The 408-nt window shown below is 74.3% G+C and carries 1 protein-coding gene; it reads right to left on the reverse strand.

The window, feature by feature from the left end:
- Positions 1-109: 109 nt before the first annotated feature.
- A partial coding sequence (locus tag I6F37_RS42550; RefSeq protein ID WP_225154759.1) for a M28 family peptidase occupies positions 110-408 on the reverse strand: 299 nt, incomplete at its 5' end.

The raw sequence follows: 408 nt of genomic DNA on the forward strand, positions 1-408 counted from the left end.
GTCCTTCGCACCACGGCCGGTCGCCGGACCCGAGGGCGCCGACATCCTCGACGACGTGTGGTCGACCTCGACCGGCCCGTTCAGTCGGCGCTGAGGTCGGCGCCGAGGTTCACCGGCTGCTGAGCCAGGCGACGGTGATCCGCGCCGCCCGCGCCAGCTGTGCACGGTTCACGACCGACGGCACGTCCTGTGGGCTGTGGTAGCCGGCGTACGACGTGCTCCCCAGCCGGACGCCCGGCAGACCGTTGCGGACGAACGACCAGTGGTCGCTGGCCCGGTTGCCGGTGCACGGCTGCACCGCGGCGCCGACCCGCTCCGCGGCAGCGACCAGCTCCGCCCGGAGCGGACCCGGCACCTCGTTGGCGCTGCAGACCGGCATCACGTCACCGACGCCGACCCGGTCCAGGG

Source organism: Bradyrhizobium sp. NBAIM08 (genome assembly GCF_020193935.1).
GTDB lineage: Bacteria > Pseudomonadota > Alphaproteobacteria > Rhizobiales > Xanthobacteraceae > Bradyrhizobium > Bradyrhizobium yuanmingense.